At 60.3% G+C, this 20,231-nt stretch carries 21 protein-coding genes, 1 other RNA gene and 1 pseudogene; 14 read left to right on the top strand and 9 right to left on the bottom strand.

The genetic code is table 11. The features are described 5' to 3' along the window. Nucleotides 1-24 precede the first annotated feature (24 nt). Nucleotides 25-921 (top strand): polyphosphate kinase 2 family protein, encoded by an 897-nt coding sequence (locus JK199_RS09460; RefSeq protein WP_212353919.1) that lies wholly within the window; start codon nt 25-27, stop codon nt 919-921. 17 nt (nt 922-938) lie between these two features. Further along, nucleotides 939-1,433 carry a hypothetical protein gene (locus JK199_RS09455; RefSeq protein WP_408742366.1) on the top strand — a complete coding sequence of 165 codons (495 nt, stop codon included), beginning with the start codon at nt 939-941 and terminating at the stop codon, nt 1,431-1,433. A gap of 189 nt (nt 1,434-1,622) precedes the next feature. Here the strand turns inward: JK199_RS09455 and clpA are convergent, their stop codons facing one another. Further along, complete coding sequence (gene clpA / locus JK199_RS09450; protein WP_077930521.1) at nt 1,623-3,968, bottom strand: ATP-dependent Clp protease ATP-binding subunit ClpA; 2,346 nt, start codon at nt 3,966-3,968, stop codon at nt 1,623-1,625. Nucleotides 3,969-4,121: 153 nt separating this feature from the next. Next, on the bottom strand, nt 4,122-4,502 hold the full coding sequence (gene clpS / locus JK199_RS09445) for an ATP-dependent Clp protease adapter ClpS (RefSeq protein WP_025826315.1): 381 nt from the start codon (nt 4,500-4,502) through the stop codon (nt 4,122-4,124). A 277-nt stretch (nt 4,503-4,779) separates the two neighbouring features. Between clpS and JK199_RS09440 the strand changes: the two genes are divergently transcribed. From JK199_RS09440 to ggt, 3 genes are all read left to right on the top strand, one after another. Continuing rightward, a complete protein-coding gene (locus JK199_RS09440) occupies nt 4,780-5,958 on the top strand; it encodes a D-alanyl-D-alanine carboxypeptidase family protein (protein WP_077930522.1) in 1,179 nt (392 codons plus the stop codon). 113 nt (nt 5,959-6,071) lie between these two features. Further along, nucleotides 6,072-6,872, top strand: a complete 801-nt coding sequence (gene map / locus JK199_RS09435; protein ID WP_077930523.1) for a type I methionyl aminopeptidase — start codon at nt 6,072-6,074, stop codon at nt 6,870-6,872. 5 nt (nt 6,873-6,877) lie between these two features. Beyond that, on the top strand, nt 6,878-8,689 hold the full coding sequence (ggt, locus tag JK199_RS09430) for a gamma-glutamyltransferase (RefSeq protein ID WP_212375466.1): 1,812 nt from the start codon (nt 6,878-6,880) through the stop codon (nt 8,687-8,689). 170 nt (nt 8,690-8,859) lie between these two features. Here the strand turns inward: ggt and JK199_RS09425 are convergent, their stop codons facing one another. Then, a complete protein-coding gene (locus tag JK199_RS09425) occupies nt 8,860-9,909 on the bottom strand; it encodes a lysine-2,3-aminomutase-like protein (protein ID WP_212375464.1) in 1,050 nt (349 codons plus the stop codon). Between the two features lie 20 nt (nt 9,910-9,929). Here JK199_RS09425 and epmA point away from each other — a divergent pair, with 20 nt between their 5' ends. From epmA to JK199_RS09410, 3 genes are all read left to right on the top strand, one after another. Beyond that, the gene (gene epmA / locus JK199_RS09420) at nt 9,930-10,979 is read left to right on the top strand and encodes an EF-P lysine aminoacylase EpmA (protein WP_212375462.1); all 1,050 of its coding nucleotides are present in this window, start codon (nt 9,930-9,932) and stop codon (nt 10,977-10,979) included. A 95-nt stretch (nt 10,980-11,074) separates the two neighbouring features. Beyond that, nucleotides 11,075-11,404 carry a hypothetical protein gene (locus tag JK199_RS09415; protein WP_212375460.1) on the top strand — a complete coding sequence of 110 codons (330 nt, stop codon included), beginning with the start codon at nt 11,075-11,077 and terminating at the stop codon, nt 11,402-11,404. 69 nt (nt 11,405-11,473) lie between these two features. Then, the gene (locus tag JK199_RS09410; protein ID WP_244985046.1) at nt 11,474-12,379 is read left to right on the top strand and encodes a fasciclin domain-containing protein; all 906 of its coding nucleotides are present in this window, start codon (nt 11,474-11,476) and stop codon (nt 12,377-12,379) included. 61 nt (nt 12,380-12,440) lie between these two features. On the opposite strand, the gene JK199_RS09405 is transcribed toward JK199_RS09410, so the two are convergent. The 4 genes from JK199_RS09405 to JK199_RS09390 all read right to left on the bottom strand — a co-directional run bounded on the left by JK199_RS09405 (nt 12,441) and on the right by JK199_RS09390 (nt 15,081). After that, entirely contained in the window at nt 12,441-12,884 is a 444-nt protein-coding gene (locus tag JK199_RS09405) for a DUF2501 domain-containing protein (RefSeq protein ID WP_035374060.1), read from the bottom strand. Nucleotides 12,885-13,006: 122 nt separating this feature from the next. Further along, nucleotides 13,007-13,633 (bottom strand): thiamine phosphate synthase, encoded by a 627-nt coding sequence (locus JK199_RS09400; RefSeq protein WP_342356307.1) that lies wholly within the window; start codon nt 13,631-13,633, stop codon nt 13,007-13,009. Between the two features lie 10 nt (nt 13,634-13,643). After that, the gene (locus JK199_RS09395; protein ID WP_212375456.1) at nt 13,644-14,558 is read right to left on the bottom strand and encodes a class I fructose-bisphosphate aldolase; all 915 of its coding nucleotides are present in this window, start codon (nt 14,556-14,558) and stop codon (nt 13,644-13,646) included. Nucleotides 14,559-14,610: 52 nt separating this feature from the next. Beyond that, a complete protein-coding gene (locus JK199_RS09390) occupies nt 14,611-15,081 on the bottom strand; it encodes a hypothetical protein (RefSeq protein WP_212375454.1) in 471 nt (156 codons plus the stop codon). 60 nt (nt 15,082-15,141) lie between these two features. Here JK199_RS09390 and JK199_RS09385 point away from each other — a divergent pair, with 60 nt between their 5' ends. From JK199_RS09385 to JK199_RS09365, 5 genes and pseudogenes are all read left to right on the top strand, one after another. After that, a complete protein-coding gene (locus JK199_RS09385) occupies nt 15,142-15,408 on the top strand; it encodes a hypothetical protein (RefSeq protein WP_237590794.1) in 267 nt (88 codons plus the stop codon). Between the two features lie 2 nt (nt 15,409-15,410). Beyond that, nucleotides 15,411-15,770 (top strand): annotated as a pseudogene (locus JK199_RS16045) (cell division protein ZapA); the annotation flags it as partial. Further along, nucleotides 15,759-15,914, top strand: a non-coding RNA gene (gene ssrS, locus JK199_RS09375) — 6S RNA. The pseudogene JK199_RS16045 and the gene ssrS, both read left to right, overlap by 12 nt. Next, on the top strand, nt 15,901-16,491 hold the full coding sequence (locus tag JK199_RS09370; protein WP_212375452.1) for a 5-formyltetrahydrofolate cyclo-ligase: 591 nt from the start codon (nt 15,901-15,903) through the stop codon (nt 16,489-16,491). Before ssrS ends, JK199_RS09370 begins: the two co-directional genes overlap by 14 nt. 24 nt (nt 16,492-16,515) lie before the next feature. Beyond that, the gene (locus tag JK199_RS09365; protein WP_025827392.1) at nt 16,516-17,331 is read left to right on the top strand and encodes a TIGR00282 family metallophosphoesterase; all 816 of its coding nucleotides are present in this window, start codon (nt 16,516-16,518) and stop codon (nt 17,329-17,331) included. A 77-nt stretch (nt 17,332-17,408) separates the two neighbouring features. Here the strand turns inward: JK199_RS09365 and JK199_RS09360 are convergent, their stop codons facing one another. Together JK199_RS09360 and JK199_RS09355 are read right to left on the bottom strand one after the other, a co-directional pair. Then, the gene (locus JK199_RS09360; protein ID WP_408742365.1) at nt 17,409-18,260 is read right to left on the bottom strand and encodes a TIGR01459 family HAD-type hydrolase; all 852 of its coding nucleotides are present in this window, start codon (nt 18,258-18,260) and stop codon (nt 17,409-17,411) included. A 22-nt stretch (nt 18,261-18,282) separates the two neighbouring features. Next, nucleotides 18,283-19,356, bottom strand: coding sequence for a quinone-dependent dihydroorotate dehydrogenase (locus tag JK199_RS09355; protein ID WP_212375448.1), 1,074 nt, complete (start codon nt 19,354-19,356; stop codon nt 18,283-18,285). 182 nt (nt 19,357-19,538) lie between these two features. On the opposite strand from JK199_RS09355, the gene JK199_RS09350 reads away from it, so the two are divergent. Beyond that, nucleotides 19,539-20,180 (top strand): hypothetical protein, encoded by a 642-nt coding sequence (locus JK199_RS09350; RefSeq protein WP_212375446.1) that lies wholly within the window; start codon nt 19,539-19,541, stop codon nt 20,178-20,180. Nucleotides 20,181-20,231 lie beyond the last annotated feature (51 nt).

The following is a 20,231-nucleotide window of genomic DNA, read 5'->3' as shown; positions in this document are numbered from 1 at the left end:
GAAAGAGAATGAAGAAGCAAAACGATGAATAAACTCGCCAAATTCCTGCGCGCTCTGGACAGCTACCACGTCACCGACGGGGACAAGTTCGACCTCAGCAAATGCAACCCGGATGATGATGGTGATCTGGGCCTGACCAAGGAAGATGGTGCAAAACTGCTGAAAGACGTGAAGGAGCAGTTACAGGATCTGCAGGACCTGCTTTACGCCAACCAGACCAGTTCCGTGCTCATTATCCTGCAGGGGATGGACGCCGCTGGTAAGGATGGCACCATCAAACACGTCATGTCCGGGGTCAATCCGCAGGGCGTTTCCGTCACCTCCTTCAAACAGCCCGGCCCGGCGGAACTCCAGCACGGGTTTTTATGGCGTATTCATGCCGCCGCCCCGCAGGTCGGGCGCATCGCCATTTTCAACCGCAGCCACTATGAGGATGTGCTTGTCACCCGCGTCCATCCTGAAATTCTGGAACGCGAGCATCTTCCCGGCCCGGTCAACACGCCGGAATTCTGGAAAGGCCGTTACAGCGATATCCGCCATCTGGAACATTATCTGAACCGGCAGGGGACGATTGTGCTGAAATTCTTCCTGCATATTTCCAGAGAAGAACAGCGCGAGCGCCTGCTGGAGCGGCTGAATGTTCCTGAAAAACGCTGGAAATTCTCCCCAGCAGATATTCATGAACGTGAATACTGGGACGACTATACAAAGGCTTATCAGGACGCCATTGCCGAGACCGCGCGCCCGCATGCCCCGTGGATTGTGGTGCCTGCCAACCATAAATGGTATGCCCGGCTTGTGGTGATTGGGGCGATTATCCGCGCTTTGAAGGCACTGGGCCAGACAGAACCCAGGCCTGCGCCGGAAGTCACCCAGTCCCTTGATGATTATCGCGCCCGCCTGATGGCGGAAAAGAAATAAAAGGTCTGTCCCTGATGATGGCATATTCCCGCCTGCTCCCCGCCGCGCTGCTGCTTGCAGGACTGAGCGGCCTGACACACCCGGCGCAGGCCCGTGGCTGGCACAATGAGGCGGCTGACGTCCCTCAGACAGTGTCCGCTACCTGTGACAATCAGGATTTTCTGTCCAAACAGCTCGCATATGAAAACGGCGGCGCAAAAGCGGATACGCCTGTACATATCTGCGGCAAAGTCATTGCCGTCAGCCCGGACGCCAAACGCACCCGCAGCGGCTGGCATGGGTATTTTTACGTCGCGGTAAGCCCCTCCGTCTCAATCCGCATTGTCTCCGGTCTGGATGAAATGCACGCCCCGGCCTGGCCATGGGTCGCCAAGGGGGATCAGGTTGATGTGGTCGGGCGCTATTATTACGATTCCATCCGGCGTCAGGGAGTGGACTGGACCCACCACGGCACCGGCCGCTCCTGGCATGTGCCGGGCTACGTGACGGTGAATGGCACAAAGTACGATTAACTCTTTTAAAAAAGCCCTGCCCGCATCAGGCGGTCTTTCTCACAAAAGCGCGCAGGCACTTCCATGCCTGCAAACTTTTAAACCCAAAAACAAACGGCCAGTCTGGATAACCAGACTGGCCGTTCTGCTATGTCCCTGTCGACTAGTCCTGCCCGCTGAGTGACGGATCGGGAGCGAGGAAAACGCCCGTTAGTCGGCGGCTTCCTCTTCGCGTTCATTACCGCGCTCGTCTTCTTTTGCGCTGCCGGGCACTTTGCTTGGCAGGATATCGAACACAAGGGCGTCGTTCTTCAGACCGATTTTTACAGCGCCGCCTTTGGTCAGTTTGCCAAACAACAGTTCTTCCGCCAGCGGTTTTTTGATGAACTCCTGAATGACACGCCCCAGCGGACGCGCACCATACAGCCGGTCATACCCACGCTCTGCCAGCCATTCCTTAGCAGCGGAAGACAGTTCGATCGTCACGTTGCGGTCCGCAAGCTGCGCTTCAAGCTGAAGCACAAACTTCTCAACCACGCAGCCCACTGTTTCCGGCGTGAGGTTGGCAAACGGGATAATGGCGTCCAGACGGTTGCGGAACTCCGGTGTAAACAGGCGTTTGATCGCCTCTTCATCTTCCCCGATCCGTGCATCCCGGCCAAAACCAATGGCTTCCTTGCTGAGGTCAGCCGCCCCGGCATTGGTCGTCATGATCAGGATGACATTCCGGAAATCAACCGTCTTGCCGTTGTGGTCCGTCAGCCGCCCGTGGTCCATCACCTGCAACAGCACGTTGTAGAGGTCCGGATGCGCCTTCTCGATTTCGTCCAGCAGCAGAACCGCGTGCGGATGCTGGTCAATCGCGTCCGTCAGCAGACCGCCCTGATCAAACCCGACATAGCCCGGAGGTGCTCCCAGCAGGCGGGAGATAGAGTGCCGCTCCATATATTCGGACATATCAAAGCGGATCAACTCAATCCCCAGCGTGGTAGACAACTGGCGCGCCACCTCGGTTTTCCCCACACCTGTCGGCCCGGAAAAGAGATAGTTCCCAATCGGCTTTTCAGGGTCACGCAGGCCAGCGCGGGAAAGTTTAATGGCGGCGGAAAGCGTATCAATCGCCTGATCCTGCCCGAACACCATCCCCTTGAGGTCACGCTCCAGAGACCGCAGCACTTCCTTATCATCCGCCGAGATGCTTTTGGGCGGAATACGGGCGATGCGGGCGATGATATCTTCCACATCCTTCAGGTTGACGGTTTTACGCCGCCGCCCTTCCGGCTGAAGCATCCGGGACGCCCCCACCTCATCAATCACGTCAATCGCCTTATCGGGCAGCTTGCGGTCATGAATATATTTGGCGGACAGTTCCACGGCCCCACGGATCGCATCATCCGTGTAGCGCACCTTATGGTGTTTTTCGTAGCTGCTCTTCAGCCCGCGCAGGATTTTGACGGCATCATCCACACTCGGTTCCGGCACATCAATCTTCTGGAACCGGCGCACCAGAGCACGGTCCTTTTCAAAATGCTGGCGGAATTCCTTGTAAGTTGTGGAGCCAATGCAGCGCAGCGTGCCCGCGGCCAGAGCAGGCTTGAGCAGGTTAGAGGCATCCATCGCGCCGCCGGATGTCGCACCAGCCCCGATCACGGTATGGATTTCATCAATAAACAGGATGCCGTGCGGGTCCTGATCCAGCTCTGTCACCACAGCTTTCAGGCGTTCTTCAAAATCCCCGCGGTAGCGCGTGCCAGCCAGCAACGCGCCCATATCCAGAGAATAGATGGTGGACTGCAACAGCACTTCCGGCACGTTGCCTTCCACAATGCGGCGGGCCAGACCTTCGGCAATGGCGGTCTTCCCCACCCCCGGATCCCCCACGTAAAGCGGGTTATTCTTGGTGCGGCGGCACAGAATCTGGATCGTGCGCTCAATTTCCTCATCCCGCCCGATCAGCGGATCAACTTTACCGGCTTCCGCCTTGGTATTCAGGTTGACGCAATAGGTGGAGAGCGCGTCCTGATTTTTCTGGGTGCGGCTTTCCCCACGCTCCGCGTCCTCGCCTTTTTCAGGCCCCGGCGTGCTGTTACTGCCTGTGACAGGGCGGCGTGTTGAACGGTCCGGCGCTTTTGCAATGCCGTGAGACAGGAAATTGACGGCATCAAGCCGCGTCATGTCCTGCAATTGCAGGAAGTAGACGGCATGGCTTTCGCGCTCGGCAAACAGCGCGACAAGCACATTCGCCCCTGTCACTTCATCCCGCCCGGTGGACTGGACATGAATAGCCGCACGCTGAATGACGCGCTGGAACGCGGCTGTGGGTTTGGGTTCGGTCGGGCGGTCCGAGGCCAGCCCGGCCAGATCCTTATCAAGAAAACCTGTGAGATCGGTACGCAGGCGTTCAAGATCAACACCACACGCCCGGAACACCGTTACGGCGTCCGCATCATCAACCAGGGCAAGCAGCAGATGCTCCAGCGTGGCATATTCATGATGCCGCTCCCCGGCCAGAATAAGCGCCCGATGTAGCGTCTGCTCAAGATTGCGTGACAACATGACGAGACGCTCCTTTCCCCCGATGCCCAGAGTGCGGTGACTATGACCGCCACCGCGTCTGGTACCTTCACATCATATTTGGCTGCTTTGCGAGGAATTGCGAGTCACAACTGCACAAAAAATGGCATGTGTGCTTTTTCTGCTGCTCCGCACTCAGTCCTTTTCAAGCGTGCATTGGAGGGGGTGCTGGTTCTGCCGGGCCAGATCCATCACCTGCGTGACTTTTGTCTCGGCCACTTCATAGGTAAAAACGCCGCATACCCCCACGCCGCGTTTGTGCACGTTGAGCATGATGCTGGTGGCTTCATCCCGAGTCTTCTGAAAAAACCGCTCCAGCACATGCACGACGAATTCCATCGGCGTGTAATCATCATTCAGCATCAGAACTTTATACATGGCCGGTTTGCGGGTTTTGGGGCGCGCACGCACCACCACGCCCACATCATTCAGATCATCGCCCGAATCGGCCCCTCCTGCATCACGCCGGGAGGGCCCGTTACCCGCATGCAGGACTGAAAAATGACGCGATACCATCGGGCTAGAACTCCGGCTCCGGTTTCTGACAGAAAAAATCATGCCACATCATATTGGTATTCCCCTGAGGGATGGAAGAGGCTTAGGGGCTGACAATCGTTCCAAAATCAAGACAATACCGGGGCAAATGCCTTATTTATGCCACATGCCAGACTAACATTTCACCAGAATACCCCCGCGCCAGAGTCCGGACTGTCCAGATTTCTTATAGACGCGGTCTTATTATCTGAAGTACCACACTTAAATATCCTAAAGAAGAACCAGGTAGGATCGCGCAGTGTCAGACAGTTACGCAGCAGGAGACGGGACAGGCCGCCGCAAACAGGCTGGAATTTCACACAAACGCCGCTCCGGGCTGCGCAAATGGGCTGGCCTGCTTGCTGGCGTGGCACTGGGCAGCTTTGCAACGCAGCGCGCAGCGCACGCACAGTATGCCGGGCAGCTCAGCTCCATTGTGATGGACGCCAGAACAGGCGCTGTTCTCTCTCAGGACGATCCGGACCTGCGCCGCTACCCGGCCAGCCTGACAAAACTGATGACGCTGTATATGGCGTTCTCCGCCCTGCGCGCTGGTACCATTACGCTTGATCAGACAATCCCTGTCTCCATTCATGCGTCTACTATGGAACCCTCCAAACTCGGTCTGGTTCCCGGCTCCCGCCTTACGGTAGAGCAGGCCATGCTGGCTCTGGTGACAAAGTCCGCCAATGATGCCGCCTGCGCTCTGGGTGAGTTTCTGGGTGGCGGCAGTGAGCCGCAGTTTGCTGCCATGATGACGCAGCAGGCCCGCGCACTGGGCATGAGCAACACCACCTTCCGTAACGCCTCCGGCCTGCCGGACCCGGACCAGCTCACCACCGCACGGGATCTGGCCGTGCTGGCCCGCCATATCGTGACAGACTTCCCCGAGGATTATCACTATTTCTCGGTGGCTGCGTTCCGCTTCCACGGGCGCATGATCCCCAACCACAACCCCATGCTGAAGGCCTATGTCGGCGCTGATGGCATGAAGACGGGCTACACGCAGGAAGCGGGCCGCAACCTCGTCACCTCCGCCATCCGCAATAATGTGCGGCTGGTTGGTGTGGTACTGGGCGCTTCCTCCAATGTGCAGCGCACGCTGGCCATGGCCGACCAGCTTGACCGCGGGTTTGATGCGGAAGGCGTGGCCCCGGTTGCGCGTCCGCTGGTGCTGGCCCGCAACACCGTCTCCCCCCGCCATACGCGCGGTGGCCGCGTGATCATGCTGGCAGCAGCCTCCTCCCGCCATGCGCCGATGGAAGTGGCGGAAGCTCCGGCAGGCCGCCGCACCACGCTGCGCCACGGCCACCGCTATGTGCTGGCCTCCCCGGTTTCCGGCGGGCACCATATCCGCCTGATCGGCGCAAAGGTTCGTCCCGCCACGGCCACAACACATCGGGCGCGTGCTGGCCATACCTCACGTAATCATACCTGATTTTTCTCTAAATAACCCGCTTCCTTCCCGGAAGCGGGTTGCCTTTACTGCGCCCTGACTCCATTTTGCACCTCTCTTTAAAACGAGAGCTGTATCAATAAGGGAGTCTCAGCATGGCGGGCAGGAACGGCATTGTTCTGCATAACGAACAGGATTTTGTGGGCCTGCGCGCCGCGGGACGCCTTGCGGCCGCCACACTGGATATGATCACCCCCTACGTCAAACCCGGCGTCACCACAGGGGAGCTTGACCGCATTATTCATGAGTACACGCTGGAACACGGCGCCATTCCGGCCCCGCTGAACTATCGTGGCTTCCCCAAATCCTGCTGTATTTCCATCAACCATGTGGTCTGCCACGGTATTCCGGGGGAAAAAACCCTTCAGGAAGGGGATATCGTCAATATTGACGTCACCTCCATTGTGGATGGCTGGTATGGTGACAACAGCCGGATGTACACCGTTGGCAAAGTGCCCATCAAAGCCGCAAAACTGGTACAGACAACCTATGACTGCCTGATGCGCGCCATTGATGTTGTGCGTCCGGGTGCTACTCTTGGCGATATCGGTCATGCCATTCAGACACTGGCTGAAAAACATCGCTATTCCATTGTGGAAGATTTCTGCGGGCACGGGATCGGTCGTACCTTCCATGCAGAACCGACCGTTCTGCACTTTGGCAAACCCGGCGAGGGCATGAAGCTGAAAGCCGGGATGGTGTTTACCATTGAACCGATGCTCAATCTCGGCAAAGCTGACGTGAAAATTCTGGATGATGGCTGGACGGCCGTCACACGGGACCGGTCTTTGTCCGCACAGTTCGAGCATATGCTGGGCGTGACGGAAACCGGGTGTGAGATCTTCACCCTCTCCCCCGCTGGCTACACCTGCCCGCCTTACCCGACTGAAAGCTGAGCCCTATGCCTGTTCTGCCTGACCGCACCCTCTCTGCCCTGCGTTCCGCCGCACTGGTTTTGCTGGCCTGTGGCGCAGGCAGTCTGCCCACTCTGTCCTTTGCCGCCGCCCCGCAGGCCGCCGATGCGCCAGACCCGCTGGCCTACGGCACCAGCCAGCCGGAAGGCCTGCCGCCCCTCGCCCCCACGCCGGGGCAGCACGGGATGGCCGTTTCCGCGCAGAAGCTGGCGTCTCAGGTCGGGGCGCGTATTCTGGCACAGGGCGGCAACGCAGCGGATGCGGCCGTTGCCATGGGCTATGCTCTGGCTGTTGTTTATCCTGCTGCCGGGAATATTGGTGGCGGCGGCTTCATGCTGCTGCGCGCACCGGGCAAACAGGCGATCTTTATCGATTTCCGGGAAAAAGCTCCCGCAGCCGCCCGCGCCGATATGTATCTGGACGCCAAAGGCAATGTTATCCCGGATCTGTCCGTCACCGGCTGGAAGGCCGTTGCTGTGCCGGGCACCGTGGCGGGGCTGGACAGTGTTCACCAGAAATGGGGGCATCTCTCCCGCAAGGCCGTCATGGCTCCGGCCATTGCTCTGGCACGCGACGGCTTTGTGCTGGAGGAGGGAGACGTCGCCCTCCTGAACACCTCAACCGCAGCGTTCCGGGCCGATCCGTTCGCCCGCTCCATTTTCCTGCGGCCTGATGGCAGCCCCCTTCAGGTTGGGGACCGTCTGGTGCAGAAGGACCTTGCCCGGTCTCTGGAGCAGATTGAGCAGCATGGGCCGGATGCCTTTTATAAAGGCCCGATCATGCAGGCGATTGTTGCGGAGTCCCGCAAGAATGGCGGCCTGCTCCAGCCAGCAGACTTTGCCAGCTATGCCCCGCGTGAACTTGCGCCCCTCAGTTGCGCCTATCGGGGCTTTCAGGTTGAAACCGCGCCGCCTCCCAGCGGCGGCGGCATCGCGCTGTGCGAAATTCTGGACATTCTCTCTGGCTATGACATGCACGCACTGGGCCTGCACACCGCTCCGGCCCTGCATTATGAGCTGGAAGCCATGCGCCATGCCTATTCCGACCGGCGTGACCTCGGGGACCCGGCTTTTGTAAAAAACCCGGTGGCCCATCTGCTGGACCCGGCTTATGCCGCCGCCGTGCGCGCGCATATTCCAACGGATACAACGGTGCCCTCCAGCACGTTGCAGCCGGGGGACAGCACACCAGAAAAGCATGAAACGACCCAGTTCTCCGTAATTGATAAAGATGGATTTGCCATCTCCACCACCTACACGCTGAACGGCTGGTTTGGCGCAAAGGTGATTGGCGGCAATACCGGCATCTTCATGAATGATGAAATGGACGATTTCTCGGCCAAACCCGGCTCCGCCAACATGTTTGGCATTGTCGGCAGTGCGGCCAACGCCATTGCACCGGGCAAGACGCCGCTTTCCTCCATGTCTCCCACCATTCTCTCGCGCGATGGCAAACCGGTGATGGTTATTGGCAGCCCCGGCGGCTCCCGTATTCCCACCATCGTTCTGTCCGTGGTTCTGGGCGTGGTGGATTACGGGCTGGATATCCAGCAGGCCATTGACCTGCCGCGCCTGCACCAGCAGTGGCTGCCGGAAGCGGTGGAAGTGGAGAGCGGCGCGGTCTCTCCGGACGTGCAAAAAACACTGGAGCATGAAGGCTATCAGTTTTCACCCCACGCGCCGTGGGGCATGCCGGAAGGGATTCTGGTTGGCGGTCCGCGTCTGGGTGAAAAAGGGAGCGCCCGTTATTATGGCGGGTATGACCGCAGGCACCCCGGCGGTGGCGCAGTCGGGGAATAATCCCTTACCACCCCGCAAAGCGGCGCTCCTCCCCGGAGCGTCGCTTTTTTTATGTCTGTGAACTTGTATGTCTGTGAGCAGATACGGGTGCCCCTCTCATCACCCCACCAGACTGGTGTCTCCCGCACGGTCGCGACTGCCCGATGGACCCGTCGCCTTCTCCGAACGCCTTATAAACGCAGTAAATGATGCAGCCGCCCCTCCGGGTCCCTCACCTGCAACGCGCCATCCACATAGTCCGGGCCAAGCGGCACCTTGCCGTAGCCGCCGGGAATATCCAGCACATAGGTTGGCCATGCGAGTCCCGTAACGCGCCCGCGCAGGCCCGCCAGAAGCCGCTGCCCTTCTTCCACCGGCACATGGAAGCGCGCGGTGCCGGGGGCCGGGTCAAGCTGATGCAGGTAATAAGGCCGCATCCGCACTTCCACCATGCTGCGAAACAGGTCTTCCAGCGCCTGCTCACTATCATTCACGCCACGCAGCAACACGGACTGGCCCAGCAGCGGCACGCCACGCCGCACAAGGCGCTTCAGGCAGGCGCGTGCTGCCTCAGACATTTCCCGCGCATGATTGATATGGACGGCCATCCACAACGCCTTGTCCGTCTCCAGCACATCCAGCAACGCATCCGTCACACGCTCCGGGGCGGCAACCGGCACCCGCGTATGCAGACGAATGGTGGTGACATGCGGCATAGCGGACAGCGCCGCAATGATCTGCCCGAGCCTGCGCGGGGAAAGCATCAGCGGGTCTCCCCCGGTCAGAATCACTTCCCGGATTGCGGGATGCGCCCGCAGCCAGTCCAGCGCCACCTCCAGCGCGGCATCATCCAGCACACCGCCATCCGGCCCCACATGCTCTCGCCGGAAACAGAAGCGGCAATAAAGCGGGCAGACCAGCAGGGGCTTGAGCAAAGCGCGGTCCGCGTAACGATGCACAATGCCCGGCACCGGGGAGAGCGCATCATCCCCAATCGGGTCGGACCGTTCTTCCGGCGTGACCAGCAGTTCCTCTGGCGAGGGGATAACCTGTATGCCAATCGGGTCATCCGGCTGTTCAATCAGGTCCAGAAATGCCGGGGGAATGGCGGTGGCATAGTCCTGCGCCACGGCGGCCAGCGCCTCTCTCTGCTCAGGCGGGACCAGCCCTGCGGCAATCAGATCCTCAGGAGTGCGCAGCAGCCTGCGCGCGGACGAAGGGGGGTTGACCGGATGAGACATGTCACGGCTCTACTCTCACCATGTCCAGTCCTGCAATCCCACAGACTGATTCCCAGTCTCGTTCCACGCACCCTGACCCGGCCCATATCCGGGACCGGCTGCCCTTTTTGCGCCGCCGTGGCCTGATGATGCGGGGCATCCGCGCGTTTCTGGAAGCCCGCGATCATCTGGAAGTAGAAACCCCTTACGCCGTGCCCATACCGGGGGAAGAAGTGCATCTGCACCCCTTCCGCACCGTGCGGGAAACACCACAGGGGGAACAGGAAACTCTTTTCCTGCACACCAGTCCGGAATTCGCCATGAAGCGAATTGTCGCCGCGACGGGCCTGCCCGTGTTCCAGTTTGCGCGGGTCTGGCGCAATGGTGAGCAAAGTGCCCTGCACGCCCCGGAATTTACCATGCTGGAATGGTATCACCCCGGCATAGGACTGGACGGGCTGATGGATGAGACAGAGGCTCTGGTGCGCGCCGTCCTGCCGCCCTGCCTCGAACACACCGGCCCCACGCTGGACCAGACGCTGGACATTCAGTCCCCTTTTGAACGCCTGACCATGCAGGACGCCTTCCGCCTGCATGCCGGGGTCGATCTGCTGCCCACGGAAGGCGATGCCACAGCACTGGCGCAGGCCGCAGGCTGCACCCTCCGGAACGGAGAAAACTGGGAAGACCTGTTTTTCCGGCTGCTGCTGGAACGGGTGGAACCCGCCATTGGCCGCGCACGCCCGACCTTTCTGACCCACTGGCCTGCCAGTCAGGCCGCCCTTGCCCGGCGAGACCCTGCGGACCCGCGCGTAGCGCTGCGGTTTGAACTCTATGCCGCAGGCATGGAGCTGGCAAACGCGTTTGAAGAACTGACGGACGCCGCGGAACAGCGCCGCCGCTTTCTGGCTGACCGCGCGGCCCGCACAGCCCTTTACCCCACCCGGCCGGACTGGCCGATGGATGAAAACCTGCTGGACGCCCTGCCCCATATGCCCCCCTGTTCTGGTATTGCACTGGGGTTTGACAGGCTGGTTATGCTAGGCTGTGGCGCGCGCCGCATACAGGATGTCTTGTGGCTGAGCCGTTAGTCTGCAAGATTTAGCGTATGTCTCTGTTAACCCGCCCCCGTTAGGCCGCACGCAGCATAACGGGGCAGCATGTTTCACCCTGTCTGGATCTCGTCATGACGCATAGAAAATTTCTTCTTCTGGTGAGCATGCTCTCTCTGGCTGCCTGCCAGGTGCCGACAGCCAAAGAACGCCGCCAGCTCGATTCCATGATTGGCAAGCAGGCGGTGGACGTGGTGCGGACCTACGGCGTGCCCACCCGCCAGTTTGTATCCGGCAACCATACGTTCATGTCCTACATCAACCAGCAGACTGATTACTCCATGCCCATGAGCGGCTGGGGTGGTGGCTGGGGCGGAACCGCCTATACCTACACCTGCCAGACCAATTTTGAGCTGGTGAACGGAGTTGTCTCCGCCTGGACAATGCGGGGAGACGGCTGCTGACCATGCCCGGCGCAGTCTGCATTGCGACTCCACTCTGATTTTTACGGCATGATTTTTTGGGAGACGCCCATGCGGCATCGCTGCGTTCCGGCTCGTACATCGTTAAAACCGGCCCTGCTGGCCCCTGCCTTTCTCGCTCTGACAGCTCTGGCCGGGTGCCAGAGCGGCGCACGGCAGGATACGTATGTGACGCATAACTCCACGTGCTCCTACATGCTCCCCACCGTCTCGGGGGAACGCACCTACGCGCCGGGCAAAAAAGCGGCTGAAAACCAGAAAGGTATTCCGGACAGCGCCATTGCCTACGCGGACCCGGAAAGCCCGGCCTTTTGTGACCGCCCGCTATCTGACACGCTGCCCTCCGCCATTGAGATGGCAAACTATGTCCACGGTCTGAACAGCACCGGCCTGTTCAGCACCCTACAGCAGAGCGGGCCGTTTACCGTGTTCGGCATCCCCAATGCCGTGCTGGAAAACTACCAGACGCCAACCGGCAGCAAACTGAATGCGCCGGAAAACGCTGCCCTTCTGCGGGAAATTCTGGCCTATTCCATTGTAAAAGGGGAATGGTCGGTCGAGCAGTTGCGGGCCGCAGCCCTCGCCTCCCCCACCCATTCCGTCGGGCTGCCGACTCTGAATGGCCGTATCCTGTCCGCCTGGATTGACCAGCCGACCGGCCAGATCATTCTGGGGAACGGCGCAGGCGTGACAAGCCGCCTGTGGGTGACGGGTGTGCCGCAATCCAACGGCCGCCTGTATTTCACCCAGTCCCTGCTGCTGCCCCCGGTGAGTGACCCGGCTCTGACAGTCGCAAAACAGGCGACGCAGGCGGCACGGGCCGATACCCCCAAAGGCCTTCCCGCCCCGGTTGCCGTGCAGCCGGTTGTGCCCCAGCCCAAACCGGGCCACCGCATAACCGGTGCAGCCAGCAGCCTTGCAACGCCGCCTGTGCTGCAAAACAGCGCGTCCCGCTAAGCACAAAAAAAGCCTGCCAGTTTTTATCTGGCAGGCTTTTTTCATATAGCGGCTCAGAGCCTTACAGCAGAGACTGCGCCTTGCTCAGCACCATATTGCACAGCTTGGTTTTCAGCTGGCCTTTCAGATTGGCGAGGGAAAACATCTGGTTGTCCCCTGTCTGAAGCAGGCCCTGCTGCCCGGCGCTATAGCCGCTGGAAGAAGTCACACCCTGCTGCTGGGTCAGGTTGTTCAGCACAGAATTGGCTGAAGTCGCCGTCGTGCCGGAAAGCACGTTGTTCTGCACGCAATAGCCCAGAATACCGGTCAGGTTGCTTGTGCTGGCGGAGGACAGGCTGGGAAGCATGTTCCCCACCATGCCCGTCATCCCGCTTTTGGCGCTGCTGGTGGCAGCGGACAGAGCGTTCTGCCCGATGCTGCCAAAGCTCTGCGCCTGCGCGGAAGAGGCCGCACCCGTAAGCCCGGCAACAGCAACCAGTGCCAGAAGAGTTTTCTTGTTCATCATGGGAATACCCTTTTTGAAACGTCCTCAGCCTGTATGCGGCCAGACAGGCCGGGCTTCAAGCTGAAGATCAGGGTGCAGACATGGCGCAGACACATGGCTGAACTAAGGCGCAGCCTCAGTGTTCAGCCAGAAAACGTCCACAAAGACGGGTTTTCCCAGAAGACCGGGCCGGGCTGGATAAAATCCGCTCCAACTTCCGCAAAAGGAGCAACCTGCGCCGGGGTTTCAACCTCCACCACGGCAGGCAGTTCCATCACCAGACACCACCAGCGCACAAGGTCGGTCAGGCTTTCCGGGGCCTCGCCTTCCGCCGCAACCACCGGACTGGCCGTGGAAAAGCTGATATAATCCGCACCAGCCTCACCCGCCCGCATCGCAGCATCCCGGCTACCGCCAACGGACACACCCAGTTGCAGATCATCCCCGATCTGCCTGCGCACATCCTTGATGGACGGCCCCGCAAAACCTGAAGACAGATGCACGCCATCACACCCCGTACTGGCCGCAAGTGCGGGTCTGTCCTCCAGCATCAGGGCAATATCCTGCGCCTGCACCACGGACTGAATGGTCTGAATTTTTCTGATAAGGTCAGCATCCGGCGCATCCGCCAGACGCAGCAGAACAGCCACAGGGGTATGATGCTGCATCCCCCGCGCCAGATCTGGTAAAAAAGCCTCGGCGTCCCGCAGAACGGGGGTGGCAAGATAGACATCATACGCCGTCATCCCGGCCCCCTGTCCTGTGGTCACGTCCGCTGTTTCAGCTTTTGAAGATGGTGATGATCTGGTTCAGCAGATCGAGAGCTTCCGCCTTCGGACGCTGGAAGACGTTACGGCCAATGATGGAGCCGAAGCCGCCGCCATCGTGAATGCCCTTAATCGTCGTCAGCAGGTTGTCTGTCCCGGCTTTTTCACCACCGGAGAAGATCACGATGCGGCGGCCGGCAAAGCTGGACTGCACCACGTGCTGGATACGGGCCGGCAGCGTGGAGATATCAATCTTGTTCTGCTCATAAACTGCCTTGTTGGCGGGCAGAGCGACCAGATCCGTCGGCGGCTTTACCTTGATGATGTGCGCGCCACACAGAGCGGCCATATGGGCTGCATAAGCACAGACGTCCACAGCGGTTTCAGCCGGTTTGTCCAGCATCGGGCCACGCGGGTAGCTCCACAGGATCACGGCCAGACCAGCCGCCTTGGCTTCTGCTGCCAGTTCACGGAATTCTTCCATCTGGTCGAAGCAGTATTCAGAACCCGGATAGATGGTAAACCCGATACCCGCACAGCCCAGACGCAGGGCGTCCGCCACGGTGCCGGTCACGGCCTGATCTTTTTCCGTCGCAAGGCTGTTGGAGCTGTTGCATTTCAGGATCAGCGGAATTTCAGACGCATATTTGGCCGCGCCACATTCTAGCATGCCCAGCGGAGCCGCATAGCCGCTCAGCCCGGCTTCAATCGCCAGTTCAAAATGATAGTGCGGGTCATAAGCGGCCGGGTTTGCTGCAAAAGAGCGGGCCGGACCGTGCTCAAAACCCTGATCAACCGGCAGGATAACCAGCTTACCTGTGCCACCAAGTTTACCTGCATTCAGGAAACGGGCGAGATTTGTTTTTGTACCGGGATTATCGCTCTCGTACTGATCAAGAATAGCCTTAACCTGGGGGGTAAGCGTCATTGGGAAATCCTTCCTCTTGGCTTTTATCCGGGCCGTTATTTCCCGGAACCGTTTATTGGCAATAACTGCGCATGAAATACGCGGCAAGATGCGTTTTTGAAGATAGCGGCCCGGTAAGGTCAAATGATGGCGGTCGCACCGAAAAAAATGCCCCGCCTTCTGACTGATACAGAACGCGAACTGCGGCGGCACGTGCGGGGTCGGTCTGTAAAATGACATTTTTCTGACCCTGCGTCCGGGCCAGCACCGCATGCCCGACGCTGCTGCCGCAATCCAGAACATGGACGTACCGGCAGCCTGTCTCTTCTTCCATCTGGCGGATCAGCGCCTGCCACCAGAGGGCGCCCATAAATCCGGCCGCCCCGGGTGCGGAGAGAAACCCGAACGGCGCAACGGACGCCTGTGCTGTCAGCACGCCAGCATTCCGTGCGGCAGCGCAGGCTGCCATGCCGGTGGCGTAATCATGCAGTGTAAGGAACCCGCAGGGCAGAAAAGTGGGGAATAAATTTGGAGTGTTTTCCATGACCATGCTTGACGCCGCCGCGTTTGCGGGTGATTCCTTTTGTGAGAAGGGTAAACAAGAATGCAAGATCAGGGTCCCGGACCAGCTTTGACAGACACACAGACATCTGCCGCCCATGCGCTGGCAGAAACACCCTCCCCTGCAGAAACTGACCCGATTGACCGGCTGAATCGTGCCTTGCAGCGTATCTCCTTCGCGCTTGATAAAAGCCGTCAGGCAGAACAGCGCAAGAGCGTTGATACGCAGGAACTCGTCGCTAATGTTGATGTGCTGATCAGCCGCGTGCGCGACGCTCTGGCCCACGCGGACCGACCGGAAGATAAATAATCATGGCGCTTGTTTCAATTCGCATTAATGGCCACAGCTATTCCGTCGGATGTGAAAACGGAGAAGAACGGCACGTTCAGGCCATGGCCCAGCAGGTTGAACGCCGGGTGCAGCGGGTGCGGGACCTCGGTTTTACCGGTGAAAGCCGCGTGCTGGTGCTGGCCGCGCTGTTCATGGCCGATGAAATTCAGGATCTCTCCAGCCAGCATGTGCCGGAAAGCACGACGCAGGCCGTGGAAGAGGCCGAACGCCTGCGTGTCGAGCAGATGCTGATGAACAATCGTCTGGCTGAAATGGCAGACCATGCGGAAGCTATTGCAGCCAGCCTTGAGGACGCCTACATAGAAGAAGCGGAGCTGCCCGGCACGTCAGGCGAGTCATCCCCTGGGCCGATAAGCACTTCCTAAGGGAGCTGGCTCTGTTGTGGCCCTGGTCACATTATCCGGCGCCCACCTGCACACGCAGGTCCTGGAGGTTGAAAGACCAACGGCCATGGCGGCTTCGCACTCTCCTTCTTCTCTCATGTCAGACTCTCCGGCCATTGCCGAAGCCAAGCAGGCCCTGCGCGCCCGCTGCCTGAGCGTTCTCAAAACGCGGCCTGCCGGGGTTGATGCCGTTCTGTGCGCACGTCTGGCGCAAACACTTCTGGCAACAGACCATGCCCATATTGCCTGCGTCTGGCCCCTGCCGCATGAACTTGACCTCCGCCCGCTCTGCCATCAGCTAAACGCCGCCGGGCGGCACGTTCTCCTGCCGGAGACACCGCCACGCGGCCAGCCGCTGGCGTTCCGGCTCTGGACACCACAAACCGCCCTGCTGCGCGGCCGCTTTGGCACGCAAGTGCCTGATGGACCGCTTATGAGGCCGGACCTCGTGCTGGTCCCGCTGCTGGGGTTTGACCGCACCGGCAACCGTCTGGGATATGGAGGCGGCTATTATGACCGCACGCTGGCCGCCCTGCCGGGTCTTGCCAGCATGGGCTACGCGCTGGCTGCGCAGGAAGTGGAGCAGCTTCCCACCGGGCCGTATGACCAGCCGCTCTCCTCTCTGGTAACAGAACAGGAGAGTCTGCATTTTGACTGACTGTAACCAAAGAAAGACGACGGCGTGAGAATTCTGTTTCTGGGTGATATTGTTGGCCGGTGTGGCCGTGAGGCCGTTCTGTCCCGTCTGCCCGCTTTACGGAAATCGCTCGCGCTGGATCTGGTCGTCGTCAACGCGGAAAACGCCAGCCACGGATTCGGTCTCTCCCCCGCCATTGCCACAAGCCTGTTTGAAGGCGGCGTGGATGTTATCACGCTGGGCAACCATAGCTGGGACCGCCGGGATCTGATCGGGCATATCGACGCCACACCCCGCATTATCCGCCCCATCAACTTCCCGCCCGGCACCCCCGGCAACGGCAGCGTGCAGGTTGAACTGCCGGATGGCCGCAAGGCGCTGGTGGTCAACGCTATGGGTCGCCTGTTCATGGACCCGCTGGATGACCCCTTCCGCTGCATGAACGAACTCCTCAGCCGCCACCGCCTCGGTGTGACCACACAGGCCATTGTGGTGGATATTCATGCGGAAGCCACCAGTGAGAAATGGGCCTTTGGCAATGTGCTGGATGGCCGGGTTTCTCTGGTTGTGGGCACGCATACCCACACCCCCACCGCAGACCACCGCATTCTGCCTGCCGGAACAGCCTTCCAGACCGATGCCGGGATGTGCGGGGATTATGACAGTGTGATTGGCATGACCAAGGAACCGGCCATGGCCCGGTTTATCCGCAAAATGCCCGGTGAACGCCTGCAACCGGCGGAAGGCGATGCCACGATGTGCGGCATTATGGTGGAAACGGACGACGCGACGGGGCTGGCCCGCCGCCTCGCCCCCATCCGGCAGGGCGGACATCTGGCCCAGACGCTGCCAGATTTTTAAACCACGAGCGCACAAGCCCGTGCACGCTCCCCCATCATCCCCGCGATAGAGAAAGGCTTTATCTGCCTTCCAGCAGGTTACCAGACCAGTCGCGGCAGGGTTGCCACAGGCCGCAGACCGGCAGCATCCGCTTCTCTGGCGGCCAGATCTGCATCGTCGCCCACCATTTCCTGATGAATGCCGCCGAGAATCCATGCTCCGGCAATTCCGGCAACGGCCGCACCGCGCATATCAGTGGCCAGAGCATCGCCGATGGCCAGAATACGATCCTGCGGGACCTTGAGCATGGAAAAGACAGGTGCGTAAATCTCTTTGTACGGCTTACCAACCCACCGCACATTGCCGCCTTCCTGCTCATAAAACGCAGCCAGAGCCCCGGCACAGATCATCCTGCGGCCGCCTTTGACCACAACCATATCCGGATTTGCGCACAGCATCGGCAGGCCGCGTTCCAGACCGACCCGCAGTTCCGGCAGATAAGGATCAACCGAGTCCGTGCCACGCTCGGCATCCGGCCCGGTGTTGAGAATAAACTGCGCCTCTGCCGGGTCTGCTACCCGCTCCAGATCCAGCCCGTCATACAGGCCCAGATCATGCGTGCCCCCCACATGCAGCACGCGCTGCCCCAGGCGGGCAAACCACGGATCAGCACGCTCACGCAGCAGGCGGCGCACTTCTTCCCCACTGGTCATCACACCGTCATGCAGGTCCCGGTCGATCCCAAACGCCTCAAGCTGACGGGCGACAACATCCGCCGGACGCGGCGCGTTGGAAAGCATCACCACGCGCTTCCCTGCCGCCCGTAAGGCTTTGAGGCAGGCAACCGCACCGGGGTAAGGCTGCACGCCATCATGCACCGTGCCCCACAGATCAATAACGTACCCGTCATACTGGTCCGCAAGGGAAGACAGACCCGTCAGGGTCTGCATGTCGGTCTGTGTACCCGGCATCTTACAGGTCCACCCCGCGGATATCTGCCAGCGTTTCCACGCCGTCGGCCCGCATACGGTCCAGCATTTCCTGCTTCAGACGAGCGAGAATAGCCGGACCTTCATAAGAAAATGCGGCGTAGAACTGCACCAGATCCGCCCCCAGCCGGATGCGCTCCAGCACATCCGCACCGGATTCAATCCCGCCGCAGGAAATCAGCGCCATACGGCCGGCAGAGGCTTCCGCGACCAGCCGCAGCATTTCCGTAGCCCGCGCGCGCAGCGGACGACCGGACAGACCACCGCTTTCCGTTTTGTTCGGGCTGAGCAGTGTGGCAGGCCGGGCCAGCGTGGTGTTGGTCACAATCAGCCCCTGTGCGCCACCGGCAATGGCCGCTTCCACAATCGGGCCGACCGCATCATTTTCCAGATCCGGGGCCAGTTTGACCAGCAGCGGAGGCCGTTCCGGGTGGCGCTCCGCAATGGCATCCAGAATACCGCGCAGGCGGGCCGCATCCTGCAAGCCGCGCAATCCCGGCGTGTTGGGGGAGGAGACGTTCAGCACAATGTAATTCACATAGGGCTTAACGCGCGCCACAAGAGCAGGATAATCCCGCTCCGGGTCCGCTCCTGTTTTATTAATCCCCAGATTAGCGCCAACCGGCACGCCTGCCCCGGCCCCGCGGCCAGAGGGCAAAGGCCGGTGCAGGCGCGCCAGCCGGACCGTAAAGCGGTCAATACCCTGATTGTTAAAGCCCATCCGGTTAATCACCGCGTGGTCTTCCGTCAGGCGGAACAGGCGCGGTCTGGGGTTACCTGCCTGCGGGCGCGGCGTAACCGTTCCGGCTTCCACAAACCCAAATCCCAGTTTCGCCAGCGGACGAATTACGCGCGCATTTTTATCAAACCCGGCGGCAATCCCCAGCGGGTTTGAAAAGCGCATACCCATGGCGCGGGTGGCCAGAGCCGGATCATCCTTCGGGCGGCTGACCGGCACGGACACACCCAGCTGCAGGGCGTCCAGCGCCAGCTCGTGCGCGGTTTCAGGGTCCATCTTACGAAGGAGCGGAAGGGAGAGAGATGCGAACAGAGACATGCGTCTGTACTGCCCCAAGCCGCCAGACAAGAAAAGAGGAAAAACCATGCCCTTCTCAACACACCGCCTGCCACGGGACGCTGCCTCCCGCATTTTTATCTTGCAAATGAGAATTGTTCTCATTTAAATCAGGACATCACCGCAAAAGAGGACCGAAGGGCTGCCCCCTTCAGGATGACGCCATGACACGCTCACCGGTTTACCTGACAGACCTTGCCTGCAGCGAACGGCTGACCATCTGGACCATTCGCCGCCTTGCCGGCACGGCCTCCTGCTGCCAGCATGCCCGCAACACAACACCCACCAGCCTGTTTCTGCCGTGCTTCCGGCAGGACTTTCTGGCTGTCGCCCATGCCTTCCATGAGACTCTGAGCCAGATGGCTGCGCTGGAACTTCCTTCGCTGGATATCCGCTCAGGCAGCGCGCTGGCCATCACGCCCACAGAATACAGCCTTCTTCTGGCAACGGAAGCCGCGCAGAATGAGCAGGACACCACGGTCCAGTCCCTGCTCAAGCCGCTCATGTTCTTCCCCACCCTTCTGGCCCGGCTGACCAGAGCCATCACAACACTGGGAGCCTGTCTGGCGGGTGCCGGATACTGGCTCTCACACCACACCGGCTGGCCCGGTCCGGGCTCCATGCAGGCGGGGCCCATGCCCAGAGGCGAAAAGCCTGCTGCCTCGCCGCGCAAACTACACACTACAGCCGCGGCTCTGTCTCTGACGCGCTGGCATGATTTTGATATTACGTCCGCCCCTATAAGCTGGCCGCAGGCGCTGAGACACGCCCCGTTACCAGACGCCGCAATCGCCGTTCCGCACTGATCCTGAGAGACTGACCCCCCATAGGAGTTCCGAGCCGTCAGCCCGACGGCT

The sequence above is a fragment of the Acetobacter persici genome (genome assembly GCF_018256955.1).
Taxonomy (GTDB): Bacteria; Pseudomonadota; Alphaproteobacteria; order Acetobacterales; family Acetobacteraceae; genus Acetobacter; species Acetobacter persici.
This window is presented reverse-complemented; position numbering and strand designations above follow the sequence as displayed.

Excerpts from the sequence above, each read along its gene's own strand:
- JK199_RS09460 (WP_212353919.1), top strand. The coding sequence starts at position 25 with ATGAATAAACTCGCCAAATTCCTGCGCGCTCTGGACAGCTACCACGTC.
- JK199_RS09390 (WP_212375454.1), bottom strand. The coding sequence starts at position 15,081 with ATGGAAAACACTCCAAATTTATTCCCCACTTTTCTGCCCTGCGGGTTC.
- JK199_RS09405 (WP_035374060.1), bottom strand. The coding sequence starts at position 12,884 with ATGATGAACAAGAAAACTCTTCTGGCACTGGTTGCTGTTGCCGGGCTT.
- JK199_RS09385 (WP_237590794.1), top strand. The coding sequence starts at position 15,142 with ATGCAAGATCAGGGTCCCGGACCAGCTTTGACAGACACACAGACATCT.
- epmA (WP_212375462.1), top strand. The coding sequence starts at position 9,930 with ATGTCCAGTCCTGCAATCCCACAGACTGATTCCCAGTCTCGTTCCACG.
- JK199_RS09410 (WP_244985046.1), top strand. The coding sequence starts at position 11,474 with ATGCGGCATCGCTGCGTTCCGGCTCGTACATCGTTAAAACCGGCCCTG.
- JK199_RS09355 (WP_212375448.1), bottom strand. The coding sequence starts at position 19,356 with ATGTCTCTGTTCGCATCTCTCTCCCTTCCGCTCCTTCGTAAGATGGAC.
- clpA (WP_077930521.1), bottom strand. The coding sequence starts at position 3,968 with ATGTTGTCACGCAATCTTGAGCAGACGCTACATCGGGCGCTTATTCTG.
- JK199_RS09415 (WP_212375460.1), top strand. The coding sequence starts at position 11,075 with ATGACGCATAGAAAATTTCTTCTTCTGGTGAGCATGCTCTCTCTGGCT.
- ggt (WP_212375466.1), top strand. The coding sequence starts at position 6,878 with ATGCCTGTTCTGCCTGACCGCACCCTCTCTGCCCTGCGTTCCGCCGCA.
- JK199_RS09395 (WP_212375456.1), bottom strand. The coding sequence starts at position 14,558 with ATGACGCTTACCCCCCAGGTTAAGGCTATTCTTGATCAGTACGAGAGC.
- JK199_RS09360 (WP_408742365.1), bottom strand. The coding sequence starts at position 18,260 with ATGCAGACCCTGACGGGTCTGTCTTCCCTTGCGGACCAGTATGACGGG.
- JK199_RS09350 (WP_212375446.1), top strand. The coding sequence starts at position 19,539 with ATGACACGCTCACCGGTTTACCTGACAGACCTTGCCTGCAGCGAACGG.
- JK199_RS09370 (WP_212375452.1), top strand. The coding sequence starts at position 15,901 with ATGGCGGCTTCGCACTCTCCTTCTTCTCTCATGTCAGACTCTCCGGCC.
- map (WP_077930523.1), top strand. The coding sequence starts at position 6,072 with ATGGCGGGCAGGAACGGCATTGTTCTGCATAACGAACAGGATTTTGTG.
- JK199_RS09425 (WP_212375464.1), bottom strand. The coding sequence starts at position 9,909 with ATGTCTCATCCGGTCAACCCCCCTTCGTCCGCGCGCAGGCTGCTGCGC.
- clpS (WP_025826315.1), bottom strand. The coding sequence starts at position 4,502 with ATGGTATCGCGTCATTTTTCAGTCCTGCATGCGGGTAACGGGCCCTCC.
- JK199_RS09455 (WP_408742366.1), top strand. The coding sequence starts at position 939 with ATGGCATATTCCCGCCTGCTCCCCGCCGCGCTGCTGCTTGCAGGACTG.